At 39.8% G+C, this 16967-nt stretch carries 12 protein-coding genes; all 12 read right to left on the bottom strand.

Annotated features, from left to right (window positions below):
- Positions 1–130: 130 nt before the first annotated feature.
- Positions 131–1249 carry an ATP-binding protein gene (locus GXK58_RS16850; protein ID WP_237389701.1) on the bottom strand — a complete coding sequence of 373 codons (1119 nt, stop codon included), beginning with the start codon at positions 1247–1249 and terminating at the stop codon, positions 131–133.
- Positions 1250–1295: 46 nt separating this feature from the next.
- On the bottom strand, positions 1296–1757 hold the full coding sequence (locus tag GXK58_RS27295) for a LytS/YhcK type 5TM receptor domain-containing protein (RefSeq protein ID WP_237389700.1): 462 nt from the start codon (positions 1755–1757) through the stop codon (positions 1296–1298).
- A gap of 132 nt (positions 1758–1889) precedes the next feature.
- Positions 1890–3311, bottom strand: coding sequence for a sigma-54 interaction domain-containing protein (locus GXK58_RS16845; RefSeq protein ID WP_160724327.1), 1422 nt, complete (start codon positions 3309–3311; stop codon positions 1890–1892).
- Between the two features lie 126 nt (positions 3312–3437).
- Complete coding sequence (locus tag GXK58_RS16840; protein WP_160724326.1) at positions 3438–4223, bottom strand: 3-hydroxybutyrate dehydrogenase; 786 nt, start codon at positions 4221–4223, stop codon at positions 3438–3440.
- Positions 4224–4515: 292 nt separating this feature from the next.
- Positions 4516–5694, bottom strand: coding sequence for an ABC transporter substrate-binding protein (locus tag GXK58_RS16835; RefSeq protein WP_202171386.1), 1179 nt, complete (start codon positions 5692–5694; stop codon positions 4516–4518).
- A 373-nt stretch (positions 5695–6067) separates the two neighbouring features.
- On the bottom strand, positions 6068–7165 hold the full coding sequence (mglC, locus tag GXK58_RS16830) for a galactose/methyl galactoside ABC transporter permease MglC (protein WP_272928162.1): 1098 nt from the start codon (positions 7163–7165) through the stop codon (positions 6068–6070).
- A 12-nt stretch (positions 7166–7177) separates the two neighbouring features.
- Positions 7178–8683 carry a galactose/methyl galactoside ABC transporter ATP-binding protein MglA gene (mglA, locus tag GXK58_RS16825; RefSeq protein ID WP_160724324.1) on the bottom strand — a complete coding sequence of 502 codons (1506 nt, stop codon included), beginning with the start codon at positions 8681–8683 and terminating at the stop codon, positions 7178–7180.
- A gap of 210 nt (positions 8684–8893) precedes the next feature.
- Positions 8894–9958, bottom strand: coding sequence for a galactose/glucose ABC transporter substrate-binding protein MglB (gene mglB, locus GXK58_RS16820; RefSeq protein ID WP_202171385.1), 1065 nt, complete (start codon positions 9956–9958; stop codon positions 8894–8896).
- A gap of 242 nt (positions 9959–10200) precedes the next feature.
- Positions 10201–11787, bottom strand: coding sequence for a response regulator (locus GXK58_RS16815; protein WP_160724322.1), 1587 nt, complete (start codon positions 11785–11787; stop codon positions 10201–10203).
- Entirely contained in the window at positions 11762–13249 is a 1488-nt protein-coding gene (locus GXK58_RS16810) for a sensor histidine kinase (RefSeq protein ID WP_237389699.1), read from the bottom strand. Before GXK58_RS16810 ends, GXK58_RS16815 begins: the two co-directional genes overlap by 26 nt.
- Positions 13246–14247, bottom strand: coding sequence for a sugar-binding protein (locus GXK58_RS16805; protein ID WP_160724321.1), 1002 nt, complete (start codon positions 14245–14247; stop codon positions 13246–13248). The genes GXK58_RS16810 and GXK58_RS16805 overlap by 4 nt, the downstream gene beginning before the upstream one ends.
- A 144-nt stretch (positions 14248–14391) precedes the next feature.
- Positions 14392–16788, bottom strand: a complete 2397-nt coding sequence (locus GXK58_RS16800; RefSeq protein ID WP_160724320.1) for a beta-glucosidase — start codon at positions 16786–16788, stop codon at positions 14392–14394.
- Positions 16789–16967: the final 179 nt, after the last annotated feature.

Raw genomic sequence — 16967 nt, 5'->3', positions numbered from 1 at the left:
ACCATTATATACCACACCCAAAACTGGGGTATATAGCAAAAGTTTTTATTGTGGTAACCAGAAAAAAGGGTGACAGGCACCGGTCGTGGACAAAGTCCACGGCCGGTGCCTGTCACCCTTTTTACCGTTATCAACTTGCTAGCGGAAGTTTGATTTCGACCTTGGTTCCTTCTTTCAGTCTGCTTGTGTAGGTAATAGTGCCATGATGCTGTTTCAAAATTTTGTGGCAGATCATGACTCCAAGGCCTGTTCCTTTTTCTTTCAAACTGTAGAACGGCTCTCCGAGACGAGGAAGGAGTTCTTCGGGAATCCCCAAGCCATGGTCTTGGACTGAGATCACACAACTATTTTCACCATCTTCTCTTAGTCTAATTTGAATATCCCCGCCATTTGGCATCGCCTCAATGGCATTCTTTAAGACATTTAAGAAAACTTGTTTTAATTGGTTCTTTTCTCCATTAACAATGAATGGACCTCCGTCGACCATTAAGTCAAACTGAATATTGTTCATATTTGCTTGCGGATGCAGCAGTTCGACCGTATTTTCTAATAACTCCCCCAAACTCACTTGGTTTAACTGGACTGCTTGCGGTTTGCCAAGTGAAAGAAGCTCACTTGTAATGGCCTCAATTCTCTCTAATTCACTTAGGAGTATATCATTATAGTGATTTGAACGATTTTCTGCCTTATACAATTGAACAAAACCTTTAATCGTTGTCAGTGGATTTCGGATCTCATGTGCCACACCCGCAGCCAGCTCACCAACAATAGAGAGCTTTTCTGACTGCAATAGAATTTCTTCGGACTTTTTCCGCTCGGATATATCCCGGCTGATAATGACAATATTTTCAACCGTATCCTCACTGCCCTTTACAGGCATACACTTCGACTCAAATTCAATCCAATATCCTTCCTTATGCTTTAATCGTAATTCCATCGATTGGGACTCCATATATGTAAACATCTTACGAATGGAATCTTGAAACATCGATACATCATCTGGATGAATTAACTGGAAACATCTATGTTTCTGTAACTCAGCACATGGATAGCCTAATACATCTTCATGAGACGGAGAAAGATAACTAATAGCATGCTCATTATCCATCAACAGAATTAAATCAGATGTGTTCTCTGCAATCAACCGGTATTTCGCTTCACTTGCTTCCACGAGCTCGTACATCTCGGACAACCTTCGATTTAACCGGTGCAGTTTTTCATAGGACTCAATCAATAGAACACCGATCACCACTCCCAGCATGACGAAGATGAGATATTGTAAGTGAAATAATGTTTTATCTGTAAATACTTGAAAAATAATAGGCACTAAGATGATATAAATCAGAGTATAGGTTATGTAATAAATAACGCTCTTTTTTCACATGGGTAAGCTGTTTCGCGGCGAGATGAATCACAGAAAAGGAAACCATAATGACGATCCATCCAATAATAGCAGGTGTCCAGTGCCCGCTTTCAAGCAATCTCATCCCTAAGGCCATTAACCCTGTTATCCAGCCGGATAGAGGACCGAAATAGACAAATATCAAAATGAGAGGAGCATAGCGGATATCGTAAGAATAGCCCGCTTGTTGAAAGGATAGCCTTACCAAAATAATAGATACAATCCCTCCATAAACCCCTGCCCAATATTGCCAATTTTTTAGCGGCTTATGGTGAAGGAAGGAACCGATTATCAGTGGAACACAAACCAAAAGTGAGAAAATTGAGAGATTGATAATATAGTCTAAAAGAACCAACGGACTCCCACCCAAACTTTGTCAAATTAGGATATATTTCTTATCTTAAACTAGAGTGCATTCTATTTCTATATAAATATTGATTTCCTGGCATAATCTCCATCTTTTGTTCTTTATCATCCTGGAGTATGGTTATTTTATATTATAGAGTTTACACTTCTCATAAAACCTCGTTTTCCCTATTTCCAGCAGCTGTGCAGCTTTTTGTTTATTCCCGTTTGCCGCAGCTAAAGCATTCAATATCGCTTCCTTTTCAACTTGAGCCAGCTTTTCCTTTAATGGAATAATAGAGGAAGGTATTTTATTACCAGTGTCTTCCTGACTTGCGATACGATCAACCTCGCTAGAAATTTGCCTCTCTTTATCACGTAAATATAACGGAAGATGGGATAATTCAATCGTTTGTCCATCAAGGACATTAATTGCCCGCTCAAGCACATTTTCAAGTTCACGAATATTCCCTGGCCATGAATGTTCAATTAATCTTTGCTGCACTTCTTCAGAAAGTTCAATTCCAGCTCGAAAAAACTTCCTTTCCATTTTCTGCAGCAGACGCAGCGAGATTAACTTTAGATCCTCTTTTCTTTTTTTCAAAGGAGGAATTTCTATTTTAATGACATTTAAGCGGTAGTATAAGTCCTGCCGGAACTTTCCTTCATTGACCATTTTTTCAAGATTACGATTCGTTGCGGCAATGACACGGACATCGACCGGAATGGACCTCTGCCCGCCAACTCTCTGGACTTCCTTTTCCTGCAGCACTCGGAGCAGTTTACTTTGCATGGAAAGCGGCATTTCGCCGACTTCGTCTAGAAAAAGAGTACCATTATGAGCTATTTCAAATTGGCCTTTCTTCCCTCCTTTTTTTGCGCCTGTAAACGCCCCATCATCATAACCAAATAGTTCTGATTCAAAGAGATGTTCAGGGATGGAGGCACAGTTAATGGCTACTAATGGCAAAGAGGAACGGATGCTGTGGTTATGGATGGCATGGGCAAACAATTCCTTGCCTGTGCCCGACTCCCCTATTAAAAGAACGGAGGAATTACTGTCAGAAATCCGCTCCGCCAACTGTTTAGCCTCAAGAAAGGGCTGGCTTTTGCCAATCAAATCATGAAAATAGTATTTACCTGTTAACTCTCTTTCTACTTTTGTCTTATAGTATTTTAATTCTTCCACTAAGTGCTGAATCTTTGTTTTATACATCCGCCATTCCTCAGGACTGCGGAACATAACCGTCCCAAGGGCGCCTACAAGCTTCCCATCCACGACGAGTGGATAGCGGTTTGCAATCATTTCACTTCCATTGATTGGATGAAGGGAGTCCAGTTCTTTATGGCCTGTTTTAGCGACAATATGCATCCGTGAATTCTCAATCACATCCTGTACTGGCCGGCTGAGCGCCTCTTCCACTGTCGTTCCCAAGAACTCACAATAGGCTTCATTTATATAAATAATCGTACCCTCACGGTCGGTTACTACGATTCTTTCCGCTAATAGATTGATAATTTGTTCATACCAATCAACCGGAATCGCTTCCATTCCACTGTTCATTGATCCACAACCTTTCAATCTTGGATATAAATTATTATATCAAACGAACCTATTGTTAAATAGATAAGTTTATTTTTCTAAAAAAAATAGAATCCTATCCAGTACGGAATAGGACTCTATTTGTCGTTATTGGGCTGTATATCCGCCATCCAAAATAACGGCTTGGCCGGTGATACCTCTTCCTTTATCACTTGCTAAAAAGACGGCATAATCCGCTATTTCTGTTACGGCCAAAAGCCGTTTTTGGGGAACAAGCGGTAAGAGGACCTCGTCCATTACACTTTCTAAGCTGACATTTCTGGTCGCTGCGAGATCAGCTAACTGATTTCTAACCAGCGGTGTGTCGACATATCCCGGACAAAGGGCATTAACAGTGATTCCGCTCGCTGCCCCTTCTAGTGCCGCCACCTTTGTTAATCCGATCACCCCATGTTTCGCACTATTATAGGCAGCCTTTCCGGCAAATCCAATGACCCCATTAATCGACGCCATATTTATTATTCTTCCAAAACCCTGTTCCTTCATAATTGGAAATACATTTTTAATGCCGACGAACGGAGCGGTTAACATGATCTTTACTAAAAGTTCGAACTTTTCAGTTGGGAATTCTTCGATTGGCGATACATACTGCATACCGGCGTTATTCACTAAGATATCCAGGCGGCCAAATGTTTTATATGCCTGTTGAATGCTATTTTTAAAAGCATCCTCATTTGTCACATCACATGGAGCGGCCAAGGCTTCATATCCTTGCGCTCTTAATTCCGCTGCCACCTGTTCACTTTTTTCTGCGTGTAAATCGGAAATAACAACATTAGCCCCCTCCTGGGCAAAGGTTTTTGCAATTTCTAAGCCAATGCCGCTCGCTGAACCAGTAATAAAGGCTGTCTTTCCTTCTAATAATTTACTCATTATGCCTGCCTCCTCTTAGTCTAGTAATCTCTCATAAATAATTCAGATCCCTGCATTAAAATTATGCAAAAAATGTGCCAACTTTTTTTTAAAAATCATCTCACCTAGCCACTCTTCCTGGTTAGGATGATTCCGTTATTCCGGAAAATCGAACCTTTACTTTTCCGCAAAAATGGAATTTTCCGTTTTTACGGAAGTCCATCGCACTGCCCTTTTCGGGTTGTACCTGAAAACCTAAAAAAAAGACTTATCCGCCAAACAAGCGAATAAGTCTTTTTGATAAAATCGTCGTTTATTCTGGGTCTACCTTTGTATTAAATACCTGCTTACCATCTTTATATTCTAAAACAGTAGCTGATTTAATAGGATTGTGGTTTTTGTCGATCGTCACAGTACCTGTAACAAGAGATAGATCTTTCGTCTTTTCTAAAGCTTCTTTAATCTTAGCAGAATCTGTGCTGCCTGCGCTCTTGATTGCATCTGCTAACAGATAAACAGAATCATAACCAAGGGCATTAAATGCGTTAGGTGAGTTGCCATCGTTTGCTTCTTTAAACGCAGATACAAATGTTTGAACTTTTTGGTCTTTGTCTTCAGAAGAGTAGTGGTTTGTAATGTATGTGTTGTTTAATGCATCTGCACCTGCTAATTCAACTAACTTCGGTGAATCCCAGCCATCAGCACCCATTAATGGAGCAGTGATTCCTAATTCACGGGCTTGCTTAACAATTAAACCTACTTCTTCATAATAACCAGGGATAAAGATGAATTCTGGATTTTTAGCTTTGATACGTGTTAAAGTTGCACGGAAATCTGTATCCTTTGCTACATATGCTTCCTCAGCAACAACTTTGCCGCCTGCCTTTTCGAACGTTTCTTTAAAAGAAGCTGCCAAACCTTTCGCGTAGTCACTTGCACTGTCCGCAAAAATTGCTACATTCTTAACTTTTAAGTTATTAGCTGCAAAGTTTGCTGCCACTGTTCCTTGGAATGGATCAATGAAAGAGGTACGGAAGACATATTCATTTAATTTTCCTTTATCCGTTACAGTTACATTTGGTGCTGTTCCTGATGGAGATAAAAGGATGGTTTTATTACTATTTGCAATTTCAGCTTGTGCAACCGTGTCACCGCTCGTAGCAGCACCAATGATTGCTGCAACCTTGTCTTGGCTTGTTAACTTAATTGCACCGTTCGTAGCTTCAGCCGCTTCTGATTTGTTATCCACTTTAACCAATTCTATTTTCTTGCCGTCAACGCCGCCTTCTTTATTGATCTCTTTAACTGCTAGATCAATCCCTGAAGCTAGGGACTCCCCGTAAGATGCTACTCCACCGGAAAGTTCTAAGTTCACACCGATTTTAATTGAATCTCCTGCGCTGCCCGCGCTATCTTTTGCTCCTGAACATCCGGCCAATACACCAGCCAATAATGTTGAAGCCATAAACATCTTTGCAAAATTCTTCTTCATCATGACGCTCCCCTTTTCTATTTATCTGATTTTTCTGACATAAACAACCGTAAATTAATAGTCTCGAAGAAAGGTATGTTTTGTCGAATAATTAATGATATTTAGTATTGTAATACAATTAATTTCATTCGTCTAGTATATTATTTATTAATTTTAATATTTCTGAAATATATTATTATTCAAATCAATTAAATCCTACTTAACTCTTTTTATATAGTGTTTATCCATCTATCGAACTTCTCTCTCCTTTCTCTAAAGGTATTCTATAATACTGAAGTGTTTCATGAATGAATAACTTAGATGGGTGCGTTTTCAAAAAGAACATAACAAAAAAGGCAGCTCTCCTAGAGGAGGCTGCCTTTTACAAGGGGAATTATCTTTTCTTTGCGTGTTTGCGCATATCAAAGGCTACTGCCACAATAATGATTAAGCCTTTTACGATGAATTGGATATATGGACTTACACCAAGAAACGCGAGACCGTAGTTAATAACTTGGAAAATTAACACCCCAGTGACTACCCCTGGTACAGTTCCGATCCCACCTGAAAGGGATACACCGCCGACTACGCATGCCGCGATCGCGTCGAGTTCGTACATGTTTCCTGTATTATTTGTTGCACTGCCTACACGTCCCGCCTCTAAAGTACCTGTTAAGCCATAGAGAAGTCCTGCAATTGTATAAATAATAATTAGATTCTTTGCAACGTTTACTCCAGAAACCTTTGCTGCCTCTGGATTTCCACCAATGGCGTACATATTTTTACCGAGCTGAGTTTTATTCCAGACAACCCAAATAATTAAGGAAACGATGATAGCGTAAAGGATAAGATACGGGAATTCATATTGGCCTAATTTGATCCCGCGTTGAGCAAATGTCGTAAACTTTTCACTTAACCCACCGATTGGCTGTGCGCCGTATGGAGGGCGGTCAAAGTAAATGGAAGTCAAACCATAAACACCGATCATCATCCCTAATGTGGCGATGAACGGGGGAACGTGGAGTTTAGAAACAATCACACCATTTAAAGCAGAGATAAGACCTGTTGCAGCCATAGCTAGTAAAATTGGAACAAAAAGCGGTAATTCAGGCAAGTTAGGATACATTTTATAGGCGTAATCGCCAGCCTGCAGCATTGATGCTGAAATAACCGCAGCAAGACCAACCATACGCCCTGCTGATAGATCGGTCCCTGCTGTGATTAAGATACCAGCAACCCCTAGAGCAATAATAATACGGGAAGATGACTGACTCAGAATATTAATTAAGTTCGTTATCGATAAGAAGTCTGGGGATGCTGCCACAATACCAACAACTAGTAGAATTAATACTACATAGATAACATTATCTACCATCCACTTTGAAAGATTTGGCTTGGATTTCTTTCCATTATTGAAATCTGATTTTTTATTATTAGAACCAGATTTGTTTATATCATTAGAATCTGATTTTTTTAAAGCTTGTGTACTCATATTTGTCGCCTCCTAATACAATGCGGCTAAACGCATAATTTCTTCTTGAGAAGTTGTCTTCGTATCCACAATCCCAGCAGCTTTTCCATTACTCATCACTAAAATCCGATCAGTTGTACCTAATAGCTCCGGCATTTCGGAGGAAATCATGATTATGCCCTTTCCCTCAGCCGCCAATTGGTTGATTAACTGGTAAATCTCGAATTTAGCTCCTACATCAATCCCGCGAGTCGGCTCATCCAACAGCAAAATATCGGGCTTTGTTAATAGCCAGCGCCCAATGATCACCTTTTGCTGGTTACCACCGGATAAGCTGCCAATCGATGTTTTCTGCGAAGGTGTTTTTACCTTCATTGAATCAATGACCCATTGCGTATCACCCGCAACTTTTTTATCAGATAAAAATCCGCTTTTTGTTTTATACTGCTTCATGTTAGAAATAATCGAGTTAAAGCTAATGCTTAAGTCTGCAAAAATACCGGTTGATCGTCTTTCCTCTGTTACAAGAGCGAAACCATTTTTAATGGCGTGCTGTGGGGAAGCGTTTTTAACGACCTTACCATTCAGCTCGATGGTTCCAGATTTTAATGCACGAATTCCGAAGATCGCTTCAACAACTTCCGTTCTTTTTGAGCCAACTAAACCAGCAATTCCGAGGATTTCCCCCTTTCTCAGCTCAAAACTTACATCTGAAAAAGATGGCTGTGTTTCTGCCGTTAAATCAGAAACCTTTAAGATCATTTCTCCAGGATTATTTTCCTTTGCAGGAAAGCGCTGTGATAAGTCACGGCCTACCATTAACTTAATAATTTCATCTGTTGTTAGGTCCTTTGCACTTCTCGTCGCGATGTACTGGCCGTCACGCATGATGGTTACTTCGTCTGAAATCTTTAAGATTTCCTCCATTTTGTGAGAGATATAGATAATCGCTACATTCTCACTCTGCAGCCTCTTGATGATTTTAAATAAATGATTTACTTCAGTCTCGGTTAATGATGATGTCGGCTCATCCATTACAATAATTTTTGAATGATAAGAAACGGCTTTTGCTATTTCAACCATTTGCATCTCAGAAACGGATAATGAACTAACCTTGCTGCGCGGGTCTAGATTAATATCTAGACTTTTAAATATAGCCGCTGTATCTTCGTACATTCTCTTTTCATCAATGAAGATACCTTTTTTCGGATAACGGCCAAGCCAAATATTATCCATAACATTTTGCTGCCGGACCTGGTTTAATTCCTGATGCACCATGGAAACACCATTTTCTAAGGCCTGCTTGGAGTTAGCAAAGGATACCTCATTTCCATTAAAGGTGATTTTGCCTTCATCCATAGAATAAATTCCGAATAAGCATTTCATTAAGGTTGATTTTCCTGCACCGTTTTCACCCATTAAGGCATGGACCGAACCCGGTCTTACTTTCAAGGTAACATTGTCTAAAGCAAGCACCCCGGGGAATCTTTTGGTGATATTTTGCATTTCTAATAGATAGGCAGTACTTGATCCTGTCATAAGTGAACCTCCTAACTTACCATTTAAAAATATGGCTGACTATAACTAACCAGTTCCTGCCTGCTTGATAAAGGAACTAGTTTTAATTTTTTACGGTATCCAGCTTTACCAGCTTTGTTCTCCGAACGAAGGAAAAGCATGATCCTTCCCTTCGTTCGAAGAGCGCCAAGGGGCTAATGCCCTCACGAAAGGCGCTCCGAGCCCAAACTCTTATTTATAAGCGTCCCTACCAACTTGAATATTGTCTTTTGTGATTTCAATGTAAGGAACACGAACTGCTTTCTTGTCATCAAGCTTCCACTCTGTGCCATCTAGCACGTCTTTGCCTTTTGCTGCATTTGCCGCAAGGTCAATTGTTGCTTTACCTTGGTTCTTTGCATCATTCAAGATCGTACCAACCATTTTGCCTTTTTCAATCATTTCAAGTGCTTCTGGAATCGCGTCAACACCTACTACTGGAATAAACTTGTCGCCAGTGAAGTAGCCTGCTTTTTCAAGTGATGCAATAGCACCTAATGCCATACCATCGTTGTTAGCGATTACAAACTCAATCTTGTCGCTGTACTTAGAAACCCAAGCATCCATTTTTTCAGTAGCTTTTGTTGCATCCCACATAGCCGTATCCATTGCTAATTCTTCCACTTGAATGCCTTTAGACTTTACAGTATCCACAGCGAATTTTGTACGAGCTTCAGCATCTGGGTGTCCCGGCTCACCTTTTAGTAATACATATTGCAGCTTGCCGTCACCATTTTTATCATACTTGTCTTTGTTTGCCTCCCAAGCCTTTGCAATCAATTCACCTTGCAGGACTCCAGATTCTGAAGAAGTTGTTCCAACATAATAAGCCTTATCGTAGCCACTAAGTACGCTCTCATCTGGCTCTTTATTAAAGAAGATAACAGGAATATCTTTAGCCTTTGCTTTATCAACGATTGTTTGTGCTGCCTTTGGATCTACCAGATTGATAGCAAGTGATTTTGCGCCTTTAGCGATTAAAGTATCCACTTGTTCAATTTGTTTGGCTTGGTCGTTCTGTGAGTCATTCAGCATTAAGTTCACATTCCCTTTTGCTGAAGTTTCCATTGCACGGCGTACATAGGACATAAAGTTGTCATCAAACTTGTAAATCGTTGCCCCAACAGCTGGCAGCTTGGTGTCTTTGCTGGAAGAATCCCCCGAACCGCTTGTGGAACTGCTGCTGCAGCCTGCTGCTAATAGAATACTGGATGCAACCGTTAATGATAGAATTAAACCCTTTTTCTTCAAATTCATCATTCTCCCCTACTTTTTTATAAAGGATCAATTAAGCTGTTTTAAGAACTTAACTTAATTAAGCCTCCTTGTAAGCCTTTACAAATATAGTAGCATGGTGATATCGGTTACAATAGGGCGACCTATAGCACATATTTGCGATTATCTAGATTATCTTGCAATCTTTGAAATATGAATGTAATAAATTTGATTTTAAAATAGAAAGGAGCAATTTCAACTGAAATTGCCCCTCACTGAACATTCTACTTAACAGCTGCCTTCCGGAATTCACTCGGTGACAATCCCGTCAACTTTTTAAATACCCTGCTGAAATAGTTAGGATCTCTATAGCCTACAGAATAACAGATTTCTTTCATACTTTTCCCTAGGTCGAGCATCTCCGCTTTGGCTCTCTTGATTCTAATTTCAGTCAGATAGTCGATAAAAGTCATTCCAAATCGATCTTTAAATAACTTACTAAAATAGAATGGACTAAGTTCCACATATTCAGCAGCAGACTCCAATGTAATGGCTTCTGCATAATGCGTTTCAATATAATCCTTCGCCTTTTGCAGCATCCCCTTCGCGTGATTATTCCGCCACACCTGTACATGCTGTACCACTGCAAGTAAATGTGTCTTTCCCTTTTCAAGAAGGATACGTATTTCATCAGATTCATCGAAATTAGGAATCCGCTCATATGTAATTCCTAAATCATGAAGCATGCGGGAAATAAGGATAAATAGCTCCTCAAATGATTTTTTTACAATAGAGGCCCTTGTATTATTGGTACCAAGCTTTGATACAAAAGAATCAAAGAGCAGCATAACCTGATTGACATCCCCTTGTCTGATACTATCAAGCAGCTTTTTCTCCACTTTTATAATCTCAGAGTCAGTCGGTACTTCAAAGGCGGGTCCCTGCTTATTGAAAAATAAATATTTTCGATTAGGTGTGGCCAATAGCTCCTCAAGTGCCACGATTGCTTCGTGATAAGAATAATTAAGCTCATGAGCATGGTTATAAGGATGGCCAATCCCAATTCTCATTTCTGCCAAAAAGTCTTCCTGCTGGTATAGACGATTGAGGTTGTCAATCATTGTTTCTGCATTGGTCCTGAAATGGTTCTTCTCCCCAAACTTTTTGCAAAGAAATAATACAGGCACCTGACAATCCGTCATTGCCCCCACCATAATTTCATACTTTGCGGCGATCGTTTTGAGGTTGGTTTTTAGCCATTTATACCATTTTTCTTTTTCGGCTGGTGATGCTTCCATCTTGGAAGATTGTCTTAAAGTAAATAACATCGTATATCCGGACGTAATTTCAACCCCCAGCAGCTGGCTCCATTCATCAAAGGTCATATCTTGTACCTGATTCATAAGTAAGGACGTGACCCACTCTTTTTGTGCGATGGACACCGCGCGATCGAGGTTTTCTCTTAAACTTTGATGTTCTTCCTTTTGTCTTCGTTCTACTTTGATTTCCTCAGTAACACGCTGTAAACTTTCAAGAAGGTCCTTTTTACTGCTTGGCTTTAGTATGTATTCCTTGACTCCTTGCTGCATGACTTCCTTTGCATACTCAAATGTATTGAAGGCCGATACCATGATAAAGCGAATGCCCTTGTCGAACTTTCTAATCTCTTTCACCGCTTGAACTCCGTCGGTCCCAGGCATTTTAATATCCATAAAAATAATATCAGGCCTATATTCCTTAGCCATTTCAATTGCAATTCTCCCGTTTTGCGCTTCCCCAATAACCTTTACTTCCTCTTGAGACCCTTTTATTATCTTAGCTACTACTTTACGCTCGAGAATCTCATCATCTGCTATAAGAACTTTCAACAAGTTCACTTCCCCCTTTGGCCGCGATAACAGGTATCGTCAGTCGAAAATTGGTTCCAGTGTTTAATTCGGATTCTATTTCAACAATATCTTTTCGCTGGTAAAAAAGCTGAAGCCTTCTAATGACATTTTTTACTGCAATACCATTAGATTGTCCCTTCTGTTTATCTTGTTCGATTGTTTCTTCAGCCTCCAGCTGATTCACATAATTAATCAGCTTCCGCTTCGTCCGTTCATCCATGCCAGCTCCGTTATCAATGATCTCCACATGAATATGGTCACTTAACTGATAGATATGAAGCTGTATCACACCATTCTCCTCATATTCTTCCACGCCGTGAATGAAGGCGTTCTCAATCAGTGGCTGGAGAATTAAACTAGGGATTTCCATGTCTAAACAATCTTCCTGAATATCTGTGATAAATTGGATGCGGTCGCCAAATCTTGTTTTTTGAATAAAAAAGTATTCCTTCACAATATTGACTTCATCCCGCAAAGTGGAAACTTTATCGAAATCACTAAGGTTATAACGGAGTAGAGCAGCAACTGCTTCAATCAGTCTCGATGTCTCCTCTGCTTCTTCAAGATAAGCCATCTTTGAAACTGTATTTAGTGTATTGAATAAGAAATGCGGATTGATTTGATTTTGCAGGCTTCTTAACTCCAACTCTTTTAAAAGCTTATCCAGTTCACCCTGCTGCTTGATTTCCGTGACAAGTACTTTTATATTCGTACGCATTTGATTAAAGGTTTCTGTTAACAGCTTAAGTTCGTCATTTGTGGTTATTTTAATATCGTCACCGGATAGATTTCCTTTCGAAATCTCTTGGGCTGCACTTGAAAGCATACTAATCGGACGGGTAATTCCTCCGGATATCCATACTGCCAATAAAGCGCTTAAAATAGAGGCTGCAGCAAATAAGGAAATCGATAGAAGCTTATAATAGTGGTTTTGCTTCTCCATTTGATCATAGAATTTTTGATAATCTGTTAGTTTATTATTTAATAAAGCAAGTGTACTCTCTTGAAGGAATGAGTTAATTTTCAGTACTTCATTAAAGTGGTTCGAGTATTGATTAATTTGATCCTGCCGAAATGCACCGATCGTAGCATCCGCTTCATCTAAAAAACTATCAATCATATTCTTATAATTTGTGAGTGTCACATCTTTGGAGCCCATCACTTTATTCAGCTTTTTTTGGTCTTGAATTAACTTCAATTTTTCACTTCGGTAATCATTTAAATACGATTTTTCCTTATCTAAGATATAGCCATGCAGTTTTTCAGTTAATAGATTACTTCTTTGCGATATATCATTAAGTAAAAGAAAACGTTCAAAGCTTTCGTCATATTCTGAAACTAACTTCTCGCTTCTATCATAAAAAAACAATCCAACAGAGGTTAATAGGACAACAAGGACAATAAAATAGAGCAGCAATTTAGATCTAATCCGAAATAGCATCATTCGTTGACCGCCTTTCGGATGTGGTCACTTGCAGGTAAATCCGCTGCTCGAATAATTTTTGTGTCTGTATGTACAATTGCAGGGACCTTGTTGCCTTTGATAAGATCAATCATCATTTTAACAGCACCATATCCCATCTGATATGGTTCCTGAACAACCGTTGCATGGATCGTTCCTTCTCGGATAAAATCAAGTGTTTCTGGAAGTGTATCAAAACCAATAATATAAATTTGTTTCTGTTTGTGATATTTTTTGACAACATGGGCTATTTCAATTCCATCGAGTGCACTCGTGCCAAAAAAGGCTGTAACCTCCGGATGTTCTTGTAAAATCTGATTTGCCCTATCAGCCGCCTTTACCCTGCTAATCTCGGATTCTTCCACTGTGATGATGTGGATTCTTTCTTCTTCTTTTACAGCATCCTCAAACCCCTTGACCCGTTGCTGCATATGGTTTGCATAAAAACTGCCTGTGATAATCGCGACATTCACATTTCCGAATGTATCCGCTATCAAAGCTTTCCCAGCCAAATACCCTGCGTAATAATTATCGGTTCCTATATAGGCCATTCTCCTGCTGTCCACCGCATCGGTATCCACTGTAACGACAGGTATGCCGCTTGCAACGACCCGATCGATTAATGGAATGAATTGCTCGTCGCTCAAACCTTGGGTTATGATTCCATCAACTTTAGATGCAGCCGACATTTCAATTGTCTTTACATGATCAGCAATGTTTGCCTGCTTTGGACCCGCGTATTCAAGGAGAACTCCATATTCTTTTGCCGCATCTTTTGCTCCTTTTTCTACTAGCTTCCAATACTCATTGTCCAGCTCTTCTGGAACAAGCACTAAATGATAGTTATACTTTACTGCTGTTTTTTGTTCTTTGGGTAAGTCATCAGTAATTACCATATAGCCATAATAAATGGCAAATGAGCAACTGATTAGGAAAAACAAACTTCCGACTGTATACACGGTGCTGGATAACCTGCTCATATAATAACCCCATTTTTCAGCATTGTTAAATCTATTATAAGGAAGATTCCAAAAATCGACAATCTCCCCTAAATACAGTATGTTACAAATTTATTTTACGAAAAAACCAGCCTGCATCACTTTCATGCGGGCTGGCTGCTTATATTATTTCTTAGAAAGCCGTTTAAATTCCACTTTCGGTGAGAGGACATCATGCACTTTATCTAGGATCAAATCCTGATCAACAGTAAATGTTGCAGTCCCTTTAATATCTTCCGAAGAGGCACCGACTTTAACTGTATACGTCCCTTTTTCAAGAATCCAGGCTGATTTTTCTTCATCAAAGGAAGCAAGGTCCTTAGCATTCAGATTGAATTGCAAAGCTTGACGCTGTTGTGGTTTTAATTCTTTCGTTTTGTCAAAGGCTTTTAATTCAACAGCTGGTTTCTCAAGCTTTCCATCAGATGCAGAGACGTACACCTGTACAACTTCTCTTCCTGGGAGAGTGCCGGTATTTTCAACCATAGCAGTGACTTTCAGATTATCTTTAAACTTTTTGCCCTCACTAATATTTACATGGCTGATTTCAAAATCTGTGTAGGATAGGCCATAGCCAAATTCATAGGCAGGCTTCACTCCAAAAGTTGTATAATAGCGGTAACCTACATAAATGTCTTCCTGATAAACCACTTGAGTTGGCTTATCGGCAGGTGTTCCAGGGAAGTTCGATGCTGATGATACGTCACTATACTTTACAGGGAAAGTAGTAGTGAGTTTTCCAGATGGATTCACTTTACCAGAGATGACATCACTAACGGCATTACCTGCTTCCTGACCCGGCTGCCAAGCGAGGAGAATAGAATCTACTTTATCTCGCCAGCTGGTTACATCGATTGGTCCTCCAATGTTCAAAATAACAGCGACTTTTTTACCTTGCTTATGGTAGTCTGCAGATACCCTTGAGATCATATCTTGTTCAGCATCAGTTAAGAGGTAATCCCCTTTTACAACTTTACGATCCTCACCTTCCCCTGAGTTACGGCCAATAACAATGACCCCCATGTCCGATCCTTTTGAAGCAGAAGCGATTTCTTGATCTTCCAAAGGCTTTTCAGGAATGACTGGAATAGATTTACCAAAATCTTCACCCCATGGGCTAGGCTTAATTTTATACTGTTCCTGCTGACGTAATGTATCAATATACGTTTTATAGTTAGTTAATAACTCTTGATTGATTTGATACCCTGCACTCTTTAGACCATCTGCTATAGATACAGTGTAAGCAGCGTTCACGTCACCGCTTCCGGTACCGCCTTTTACGGTCTCAATTTGTGTATTACCAAATAATGCAATTTTTTTACTATTATTGATAGGAAGGGCTTGGCCTGTATTTTTTAATAGAACCATCCCCTCTGCAGCGGCTTTTCTTGCTACGGCTGCATGTGCCTTTAAGTCAGGCTGATCGGAATTCTGATATTTTTTAAATTCAGGTGTTTGAATGACGATTTGCAAGATCTTCTTAATGTTACGATCAAGCAGTTTCTCGTCTAATCTACCGTCTAACACGGCAGCTTTTATTAGATCAGATTGCGTTGACACCCCTGGCATAATCATATCATTGCCAGCTTTCATCATTGCCACTGGATCATTACCAGCAAACCAGTCGGTCATAACAAAACCTTTAAAGCCCCAATCTTCTCTTAAAACAGTTGTTAATAAATCAGCACTTTGAGAAGTATAAGTGCCGTTAATTTTGTTGTAAGAGCTCATTACTGACCATGGATTCGATTCTTTTACGGCAATTTCAAAGCCTTTTAAGTAGATTTCTCTCAAGGCCCTTTCAGAAACAATCGTATCTATTGCCATTCGATTGGTTTCCTGATTGTTGGCTGCAAAGTGCTTAATGGTTGCCCCTACACCGTTGGATTGAATTCCATTCACAAGGGAAGCAGTTATTTTCCCAGATATTAAAGGATCTTCAGAATAATATTCAAAGTTCCTTCCGTTTAATGGATTTCTATGAATATTTAATGTTGGTGCTAACAGTAGATCGACCCCATATTCTTTTACTTCATTTCCCTGAGCCTCCCCCACTGCTTTAGCGGTTTCCGTATCCCAAGTAGAAGCAAGAGACGTCGCAATTGGAAAAGCGGTCGCATAATAGGTTTGAGTTTGTCCAGGTCTTGTCGGGCGAATCCTTAATCCTGCAGGTCCATCAGCCAGCCGTAATTCAGGTATACCTAACCGTTGGATTCCATAGGTCCCGCCGACAGCACCGGTTACCTCAAATGGAGGGTTCCCCCCAAACCCAGGCATTCCCACCCCTACGACAAATTTTGCCTTTTCGTCTACAGTCATAGCTTGAATGACACGATCAATAGATGCTGCGTCTGTTAGATAAGGTGTGGATGTTTGTACAATAGATGTTTGATTTTGTTGTACAGTTGAAGAATCTGGACTTTGAGCGGATGCAATGTCATAGGTGAGTCCGGAGAGAAGTAAGGAAGACGTAAGAGTAAAGGCTTGTATTTTTGATTTTTTCTTCCTTAGCTTTTTTAGCATGTTAATGCCCCCTTTATTGTTTTCATTACCTTCTGGATTTTATTGCGAAAGTCTTCACTATTTTGCTTTTCGTTAGTATCTCCAAAAAAGGGAATGAAAGACTGAAAATAGCTCCTAATGGTGACAGGCACCATCAAAAGACAAATAGGAGGGATTGTCCATCACAGATGGACAATCCC

This window comes from Bacillus sp. USDA818B3_A (assembly GCF_009928415.1).
Classification (GTDB): Bacteria; Bacillota; Bacilli; order Bacillales; family Cytobacillaceae; genus Neobacillus.
Note: the sequence above shows the minus strand (reverse complement) of the source record. Positions and strands in the feature narration are given on the sequence as shown.